General features: G+C 43.6%; 8 protein-coding genes. 1 reads left to right on the top strand and 7 read right to left on the bottom strand.

Features of this window, described 5'->3' with window-relative positions; genetic code table 11:
- From ACP45E_RS04475 to ACP45E_RS04445, 7 genes are all read right to left on the bottom strand, one after another.
- The coding region (locus tag ACP45E_RS04475) for a LacI family DNA-binding transcriptional regulator (protein WP_141707222.1) at positions 1 to 358 on the bottom strand (358 nt) is incomplete at its 3' end.
- A gap of 92 nt (positions 359 to 450) precedes the next feature.
- Complete coding sequence (gene chbG, locus ACP45E_RS04470; RefSeq protein WP_017036244.1) at positions 451 to 1,209, bottom strand: chitin disaccharide deacetylase; 759 nt, start codon at positions 1,207 to 1,209, stop codon at positions 451 to 453.
- Between the two features lie 80 nt (positions 1,210 to 1,289).
- Entirely contained in the window at positions 1,290 to 2,600 is a 1,311-nt protein-coding gene (locus ACP45E_RS04465) for a 6-phospho-beta-glucosidase (protein WP_017036994.1), read from the bottom strand.
- 9 nt (positions 2,601 to 2,609) lie between these two features.
- Positions 2,610 to 2,918: a PTS lactose/cellobiose transporter subunit IIA gene (locus ACP45E_RS04460; protein WP_017036246.1), complete on the bottom strand. Its 309-nt coding sequence runs from the start codon at positions 2,916 to 2,918 to the stop codon at positions 2,610 to 2,612.
- Positions 2,919 to 2,983: 65 nt separating this feature from the next.
- Positions 2,984 to 4,318, bottom strand: coding sequence for a PTS sugar transporter subunit IIC (locus tag ACP45E_RS04455; protein WP_017036995.1), 1,335 nt, complete (start codon positions 4,316 to 4,318; stop codon positions 2,984 to 2,986).
- A gap of 91 nt (positions 4,319 to 4,409) precedes the next feature.
- Positions 4,410 to 4,715, bottom strand: coding sequence for a PTS sugar transporter subunit IIB (locus ACP45E_RS04450; RefSeq protein ID WP_017036996.1), 306 nt, complete (start codon positions 4,713 to 4,715; stop codon positions 4,410 to 4,412).
- Positions 4,716 to 5,001: 286 nt separating this feature from the next.
- The gene (locus ACP45E_RS04445) at positions 5,002 to 6,753 is read right to left on the bottom strand and encodes a sigma-54-dependent Fis family transcriptional regulator (RefSeq protein WP_017036997.1); all 1,752 of its coding nucleotides are present in this window, start codon (positions 6,751 to 6,753) and stop codon (positions 5,002 to 5,004) included.
- Positions 6,754 to 7,059: 306 nt separating this feature from the next.
- Between ACP45E_RS04445 and exaC the strand changes: the two genes are divergently transcribed.
- Complete coding sequence (gene exaC, locus ACP45E_RS04440; RefSeq protein ID WP_017036250.1) at positions 7,060 to 8,580, top strand: acetaldehyde dehydrogenase ExaC; 1,521 nt, start codon at positions 7,060 to 7,062, stop codon at positions 8,578 to 8,580.
- Positions 8,581 to 8,769: the final 189 nt, after the last annotated feature.

The following is an 8,769-nucleotide window of genomic DNA, read 5'->3' as shown; positions in this document are numbered from 1 at the left end:
CGTAACCATCACAGCGTAAGTCATGGAAACGACGAATCGCTTCTCGTTCACCTTCTGCGGTGTGGTGACCTTGTGCGGTAATCAAAAACTTGTTGTGTGAATCCAGTTCTGCTTGTACCTGATTCATCATCTCTCCAAAGAAGCCACCGGTGTAATAGGTCACCAGTAAGCCCATCATGTTCGAAGAGGATGTTGCCAATGAACGCGCTATTGCACTGGGTCTGTAGTTCAGTTCCGCCATTGCACGTTCAACTTTCATTTTTGTTTCTTCGCGAAACTTGCCTTCCCCATTAATAATTCGCGATACCGTGGAACGATTGACGCCCGCCAGCTCTGCTACATCTTTAATTCTAGCCATAATTGCGTTGAGTTCTCATAGGTTTAAAAAGCATAAAGTGACAGCCAGTCATGCGAAAAGTGATCTAGGGGGATCGCCACTGGCTGCCTTAATCATACACAGTCTTTATGATGCATAAAATCTAACTCAGAATAATCCGTGATTTTTATACCACGGGTAAGCAACCTCTCTTTTAAGCGAGGATCGGTTAGGATGGTTAATTCCTTGTGTCTAGGCTCTCGGTAACTGCTGACTTGCTCTAATGCATCATCAACAATCGCTGGGTGACACATCACTTCTACTAAATCATAGGTCCCTTTCAAGCTTAATAGGTGAACAATGAGTGTGTCGAGATCGACCTGATTTCCATAAAATTTATCGGTAAAAAGGTAGCGACAACCGTCTATGTCGATACCCGCACCTCCAAAACTACGAACAGGAACGCCATAAAGCTTGGCAATTTTCTCCACAACAGGGCCAATTTGAGGATGGCTATGCGCATGGTGGTGGCTATCAATGTGGCTCAATGAAAGCCCCATTGATAGAAAGTATTCCACCTGTGCTACCACTTCATCATGCACGGCACTTGTCTCGAAATCTTGTTTATCCCAAAACGTGTCCAAACCAGGAAAGTGGCCTCCCTCGCCATAAAGGCAAGTATGATTGGTTAATGGGGCGCCCATTGTAAATCTTAGGTGTAACCCCACTTTTAAGTTCGGGTATTCTCGCGATAAAGTCAGTGCATGCTCCTCCGATGCAACACCAACCATCATGGTTGTTGAATTAACGACACCATTTCGATGAGATTCCACAATGCCGTGGTTGACGCCTTCCGTCAGCCCAAAATCATCAGCATTAAATATAACTTTCATATTCCCCCCCGAGAAAAACGACATTCACTTACCCCAGTGTATTTTTCTTAGCCAGTTTATTTGTTTTGACCAGATGACTCTTACTTAAACTGAGGAAGATAATCTGAATTTTCCTTTAAGATATCATTCAAAAGCGCTTTGGCTCTAGTAATATCAGGTACTAACGGATTCGCTGCTAACGCCATTAACGCTTGATTTTTATCACCATGAACGGCTGCTTCGATCGCCAGTTGCTCGTACGCTTTAACTTGGTGTAGTAAGCCACTAATTTTAGGAGAAAGATTGCCCACCGCTAAAGGTTTCGCTCCCCAACTTCCAACGACAGCACTACACTCAATGACAGCATCATGCGGTAACGTACTGATTGCTCCATTGTTCAATACATTGACAACGTGAATACCGTTTTTGTTATTGTAAATGGCATCGACAAGGTTGAGTGAAGCGTCCGAATAATAAGCCCCCCCCCGCTCTTCAAGCTGCTTGGGTTTCTCAGCCAAGCTTTCATCTTGATAAAGCTCAAACAACGCTTTTTCCGTGGCCATCACCTGCTCTGCACGAGTGCCTTGCTCTTTAGAGCTCTGTTTCTCTTCTGCTAGCATGGCATCGGTTTGATAGAAGTAACGATGGTAAGGGCAAGGTATCGCGCCAAGTGCCTCAAGAAAATCAGGGTCCCAAGGTTCTTCGAAGATGTTCGTCATACTAAAGTTTGCGCCATCACCCACTTTTTGCAAAACAGTTGCAGTGATGTCTTCGCCTTTAAGCCATGCTTTATTTACCCAAACAAGATGGTTCAAACCTGCAAACTCCAATTGCAATTCGCTAGGCTCACATTCCATCATTTCTGCAATCATCATCTGCATTGAAACAGGGACATTACATAAACCAATACTTTTGACTTTACTGTATTTGGCAATGGCTTCCGTTACCAACCCTGCTGGATTGGTAAAATTGAGCATCCATGCATTGGGTGCTAACTCTTCGATGTCTTTACAAATATCCAGAATGACAGGAATGGTACGCAGCGCTTTAGCGAATCCGCCTGGGCCCGTTGTTTCTTGCCCAATCACATCATACTTTAATGGAATGCGTTCATCACTGGCTCTGGCGTTTAGGCCACCAACTCGGAACTGAGTCATAACGAAATCAGCCCCTTTGATCGCTTCTCTACGGTCAAATCCAGCTTTTATTACTATGTCGGCGTTAACCTTTGCCACCATTCTTTTTGATAAAGATTCAATGATTTCTAGCTTCTCTTTACCTGCTTCAATATCAAAAAAATGGATTTCTTTTACAGGCAAAAATTCCAGCCTTTTCAATACACCTTCAACCAACTCGGGCGTATAGCTACTGCCGCCACCGATGATTGCAAGTTTTAATGATCCCTTAGCCATGATTGTTCCTTACTTAGCGATTAATTTATGCAATGCGACCATTTCTGTCGCCATTTCTTGGGCCAGAATGGTGGTCATCAGATGATCTTGAGCGTGAACCATCACCAACGTCATCGCAACTTTGCCTTCCCCTTGATCCTGTTCAATCAACTGGGTTTGCGTTAAGTGCGCTCTGTTCAAACACTCTTTGGCTTGAAGCAATGTTTTTTCTGCTCCTTCAAAGTCATTCTCTCTTGATAAACGCAGCGCTTCATAGCAGAGGCTTCTTGCCTCGCCTGCGTTACAGATAATTTCCATTACTACTAATTCTTGATCCACGATTCTCTCCCAAATGTAAAAGTTGGCTACCGTCATGCCTAAGTCATCCGGTAGCCCAATATTGTTTATGCCGTTGCCGCTTTACCGACTTTCGGTGACGAGGTTTTACTTTCAGTCGCGGCCTCTTTTTCTTGCTCTAAGAGCTGTTTTTCAAACATTTTGAAAAATGGCAGGTAAAGGAACAAGTCAAGGATCAGCAGCCCGATAACAAGAAGAACAGGAGCGAATGTCCAACCAGACCCCCACGACGCACCGATAAGCGCTGGTGTTGTCCATGGTGTTGTCGCCACACCCATACCCACAAATCCAACATGCACTGCGAAGTACGCTATCGTTGCGTTGATAATTGGAGCGAAAACAAATGGAATGAATAGGATAGGATTCATAACAATCGGGCTACCAAAGATGACCGGTTCGTTGATCTGAAAGAAACCAGGAACAGCACTCATGCGACCGATACTTTTGAGGTGAGCAGAACGGCTGAATGACATCAGTATGACGAGGGCTAGAGTTGCACCTGAGCCACCAATGAAAATATAGAAATCCCAGAAAGGTTGAGTGAAGATGTTTTGTACTGGCTGATCGTTAACAAAGGCATCAATGTTCGCGCCAATATTGGTTAAGAAAATCGGAGACAATAGGCCAACAACAATCGCGGCACCATGAATTCCAGCAAACCATAGCAGTTGACAGACCAGCAAAGCACCGATGATTGCAGGAAGCGTATTAGATGCACTGATGAGAGGCTTAAACATGGCCATCACCGCATCGGGAATCAGCATGTCGAACTCTGCTTGGACAAACAGACTGAGTGGGTAAAGAGTGACGAAGATGGCTAATACGGGTAACAAGACTTCAAATGAACGAGCAATCGCTGGTGGAACCTGCTCTGGCATGCGTATGGTAATATTGTGCTTCTTCATAAAGCGGTAAAGCTCTACTGAGAAAAATGCACACATTACCGCAGTAAAAATACCCGTTCCGCCCATATGAGACATTGACAATGCCCCATCGGTTGCAGGAGCAGCAACCAGTAAAAAACTCATTAGTGACAACACTGCACTGGTGATGCCATCCATTTTGTAAGCTTTCGCCAAACTGTATGCCACGCCTAGAGACACAAATATTGTCATGATGCCCATCGACATATTGAACGGCATCATAATGACATCAAAGTTTTGTGTTGCAAAATCAAGCCAGACTCGGCCAAAAGCATTTTGTGTATCTTCACCAAAAGGAGGAAAGGCAAAGATTAAAATAAAACTGCCGACAATAATAAATGGCATTGCCACAATAAACCCATCTCGCATTGCTCTGACATGAGGCTGATTTCCAACCTTAGCGGCTAATGGCGCGATACGTTTTTCAACGAACCCTATTATCGCATCATAAAGCTTCATAGTATAAATCCTTATATATTTTGAACGAAAGAACCCGCACTATATTTTTTAATATAGTGTTAACTATTATGTTTTTAATTAGTGAGTCTATTTAGTCAATTAAACTTAAAGCTTGATCTAGGACTTCATCCCCCTTCATCATCCCGTAATCTTGTGGCGATATCGCGGCGATATTCTTCCCGTGCTCGGCGGCGATTTTGCTCAGCTCTTCCAACTGGAATCTCACTTGTGGGCCGAGTAAGCAAACATCATAATCTGCGATTACCTCATTGAAGGCGTTGACCGCTAGCGCTTCTATTTCGCACTCTATCCCTCTTTTAGCAGCGGCTTGTTCCATTTTTCTAACCAACATACTCGTTGACATACCTGCACTACAGCACAATAAAATCTTTTTCATTTCTTACTCCATTTTGATCACTTGTCAGTATGGCGAAACTGTATCAAAAAAAAACAACACACAAAAGCACAACCGGTTGCGTTAATGCAACCGGTTGTTCTATTCGTGAACAATCTCTCATATTTGTCGCTTAAAAATACACTGCATTATAGAAAAAAGCGGAGGAACCTTATTTGGACTATTCTGAATTAACTCTAGATAGGACGTTTATAAATATTCGTTTTCGATTATTTTTTAGCAGAGTAAGTAATAAAAAATGGAGATTAATATAATGGTTTAATTATCATTATATTAATCCGAGTATTTTCAGTTTTCGATAAATAGTATTTCTACTGACTCCTAATAACCTCGAGGTTTTACTCACATTGCCTTGTGTTGCTTGAAATGTTTCAAGCAACGTATGATCAAGCGTCGTCTTGAGGTCTTTCGCAGGAACCGCAAGCTTTTCAGTATTGTGCTTTACGTATCGCAGCAAATGTTCAGGTAAATGCTCTTCTGATAGCACATTCTCATCGCTTGCAAGCAACGTCGATACTTTCAATACGTTATCAAGCTCCCTGATATTTCCTGTCCAATTATGGTTAAGTAAAAGTCCCATCAGTTGTTCACAAATCGTTTGTGATCTTGGCGCATACTTACGATGAATCAACTCGATCAATGCACGCTTATCCTGCCGGTCGCGCAATGCTGGTAAGCTCAAGGTAAGTCCATTCAAACGATAATAGAGATCTTGCCGAAAATCACCCTGCTCTACCAAGGTTTCAACATCTTTGTGTGTCGCCGCAATGACCTGAATATCAACGTCATGGCTCTGAGTGGAACCAATAGGGACCACCACTTTCTCTTGCAGTACGTGTAACAAACGGCATTGTGCTTCTAGGGGCATGTCAGCTATTTCATCCAAAAATAGGATGCCTTTATCCGCTTGTCGAACTTTACCTACAAACCCTTTATTGTTAGCCCCTGTAAAAGCGCCTGCTACATGGCCAAAAAGCTCAGATTCAATGAGGTCTTTAGGTAATGCACCGCAATTTACTGTGACGAGTGGTCCGCGTTTTCGAGCACTTTGCTTATGCAGCAATTTTACGAACTCACTCTTTCCGACGCCTGTTTCTCCTAAAATCAGCAAGCTGATCCCTTTATCAACAATCTTGCTTGCTTGTTGCCATGCATGCTCTATTTGGCTATCTCCATGATGCAATTCACACGAGGCAGAGACAGTTCGTACATGGCGCTTTGGCGTTTCTAAATGCTGTTTTTCAAAAACTAATCCCGAAGAACAAGACGATGAATCCAGTATCTCGCCCAATGAATGGCCCACCACTGAAGGCTGGGCAAGAAGCTGTAATGCTACACCATTGCTCGCCAGCACTTGCCCCTCATCATCGGCAATCAAAATACCTTGCCAACCACTATGAAGTAACGACTGTTCGCACGCGAGATCAATTCGAATTGCTCCTTGGGGGATATGGTTCAACAAGTGATTTTCAACCCGTTGAATCATATTCTGAAGCAAAACCTGAGTGGAAATGTCATGCTGCTGCTGTTCGCTAGTGATGTCGAGAACACCGATCATATTTCCGAGGTGATCAAATAGCGGGCTCGCTGAGCAGCTAATAAACTGATGCTGTTTAATAAAATGTTGATTACCAATCACTGAAATCGGCTTCGCTTCAATAATCGCTGTGCCGATCGCATTCGTTCCTTTCAGTCTTTCAAGCCAGCACGCCCCACTTCCCAATGCAATGCTGGTGAGCTTTTCCTTAAAACGGGGCTGACCCCAACTAGAAAGAATAACGCCTTCCGGATCGGTTAAGATTAATCGGCTATCGGACCTGGCGAACATTTGGTTAAACAGAGGTAAAGCAAGTTGCTCCACAGCTTCGATTACGGTTTTTGTTTTGCGTCTTCGTTCACTGAGCAGCCGAGACGATAGGCGAATGTCTTCAGGTAATCGTCGCTGTTTTAAACCCGCATCGCTGCTTCGGTTCCATGAAGAGCTCAACCACTCTGGTTTTTCATTCGTTTGAAGTTGCATGTTAAAAACCCTTCATCAGTACTTAATCAACATATCCATATTCTGCTCTACGTAAGTGTTCCATTTTGTCACAGTTGACACGTACCAATATGGAACACTTGAACACACTCCAACTCGCCTCGTTGATGACATTCGCAATACAGACATTTATATAACGTTTTTGCAATCATAGTTTTACATATCATTAACAACAATATTTTATTTGTTGGCGTGTGATTTGCGTTTACTTGATGGCACAAAAAGAAAAGTACCCACATGTTTTAAACACAATCCATGAACATTCAACAGAAAATGAAGGAACGAATTATGATTTATGCGCAGCCTGGTGACCAAGGGTCTATCGTTAATTTTCACTCACACTATAACAACTACATTGGTGGAGAGTGGGTCGCGCCTGTGGAAGGACAGTACTTTGATAACAGCTCTCCAGTAAATGGGGAAAACTTCTGTAAAGTAGCCCGTTCTGGGGAAGCGGATATCAACTTAGCTCTCGATGCGGCGCATGCCGTTCGCCAAAGTTGGGCAACCACGAGTGTTACAGAGCGGTCCAATATTCTGCTAAAAATAGCAGACAGAATCGAAGAACATTTAGAGGAATTGGCGGTTGCAGAAACATGGGAAAATGGAAAACCAGTACGTGAAACCCTTGCCGCAGATTTGCCTCTTATTGTTGATCACTTCCGCTATTTTGCAGGGTGTATTCGCGCTCAAGAAGGGAGTGCAGCAGAACTTGATACCCACACAGCAAGCTATCACTTTCCAGAGCCGATTGGCGTTGTTGGACAGATAATACCTTGGAATTTCCCAATGCTTATGGCCGCTTGGAAGCTTGCACCAGCGCTCGCTGCGGGCTGTTGTGTGGTGTTAAAGCCCGCAGAACAAACCCCTGTCTCCATTCTGGTTTTGATGGAAAAAATTGGCGACTTAGTGCCTGCTGGTGTCATCAATATTGTTAATGGATTTGGTAGTGAAGCGGGTCAAGCATTAGCAACAAGTAACCGAGTCGCCAAACTTGCATTTACTGGTTCAACAGAAGTAGGGAACCACATATTAAAATGCGCTGCAGAAAGTCTTATCCCTTCAACGGTTGAGTTGGGTGGGAAATCACCAAACCTTTACTTTGCCGATATTTTTAACCATGAAGACAGCTATTTAGACAAATGTATTGAAGGTATGTTACTCGCGTTCTTCAACCAAGGTGAAGTCTGTACCTGTCCATCTCGTGTGCTTATTCACGAATCAATCTATGACAAATTCATCGCGAAGGTGATTGAACGTGCAAAATCGATTAAACAAGGGAACCCTTTAGATACCGACACTCAAGTTGGCGCGCAGGCCTCTAAAGAGCAGTTTGACAAGATTCTGAGTTACCTTGAAATTGGCAAGCAAGAAGGAGCAGAAGTCCTGGTTGGCGGAAAAGTGGCTCAGCAGCAGGATAACCTCGGGAACGGTTACTATATTCAACCAACGATGCTCAAAGGTCATAACAAAATGCGAGTGTTCCAAGAAGAGATTTTTGGCCCCGTCATTGCGATTACGACCTTTAAAGATGAAGCTGAAGCCCTAGAGGTTGCCAACGATACGGAATATGGCTTAGGTGCTGGTGTATGGACACGAGACGCGAATTTAGCTTATCGAATGGGTCGCAATATAGAAGCAGGCCGTATCTGGGTGAATTGTTATCATGCGTATCCTGCTCACGCTGCGTTTGGTGGCTACAAGAAATCGGGGATTGGTCGTGAAACTCACAAAATGATGCTCGACCATTACCAAAACACCAAAAACTTATTGATCAGCTACGATGTCAATCCTTTGGGGTTCTTCTAAGCCAACCTTAATAAGCATGTAAATCATCAAGTCGACGGCATAGAGATTCGATTATGCCAATGAAAAAAATCCCCCGTTATCTCTAACGGGGGATTTTTATAATCTATTTAACGATTTTATGTTTCGCTACTCAATTATGATTCGCTGCTTGGAGTGCGACGACCATGGCCACGTTCGCCACGGAAATTG

It is taken from the genome of Vibrio genomosp. F10 str. 9ZD137 (assembly GCF_049974785.1).
In the GTDB taxonomy this organism is placed as follows: Bacteria; Pseudomonadota; Gammaproteobacteria; order Enterobacterales; family Vibrionaceae; genus Vibrio.
The sequence above is the reverse complement of the archived record's forward strand: the minus strand, read 5'-3'. Positions and strand labels throughout refer to the sequence as shown.

Excerpts from the sequence above, each read along its gene's own strand:
- chbG (WP_017036244.1), bottom strand. The coding sequence starts at position 1,209 with ATGAAAGTTATATTTAATGCTGATGATTTTGGGCTGACGGAAGGCGTC.
- ACP45E_RS04465 (WP_017036994.1), bottom strand. The coding sequence starts at position 2,600 with ATGGCTAAGGGATCATTAAAACTTGCAATCATCGGTGGCGGCAGTAGC.
- ACP45E_RS04455 (WP_017036995.1), bottom strand. The coding sequence starts at position 4,318 with ATGAAGCTTTATGATGCGATAATAGGGTTCGTTGAAAAACGTATCGCG.
- ACP45E_RS04450 (WP_017036996.1), bottom strand. The coding sequence starts at position 4,715 with ATGAAAAAGATTTTATTGTGCTGTAGTGCAGGTATGTCAACGAGTATG.
- ACP45E_RS04445 (WP_017036997.1), bottom strand. The coding sequence starts at position 6,753 with ATGCAACTTCAAACGAATGAAAAACCAGAGTGGTTGAGCTCTTCATGG.
- exaC (WP_017036250.1), top strand. The coding sequence starts at position 7,060 with ATGATTTATGCGCAGCCTGGTGACCAAGGGTCTATCGTTAATTTTCAC.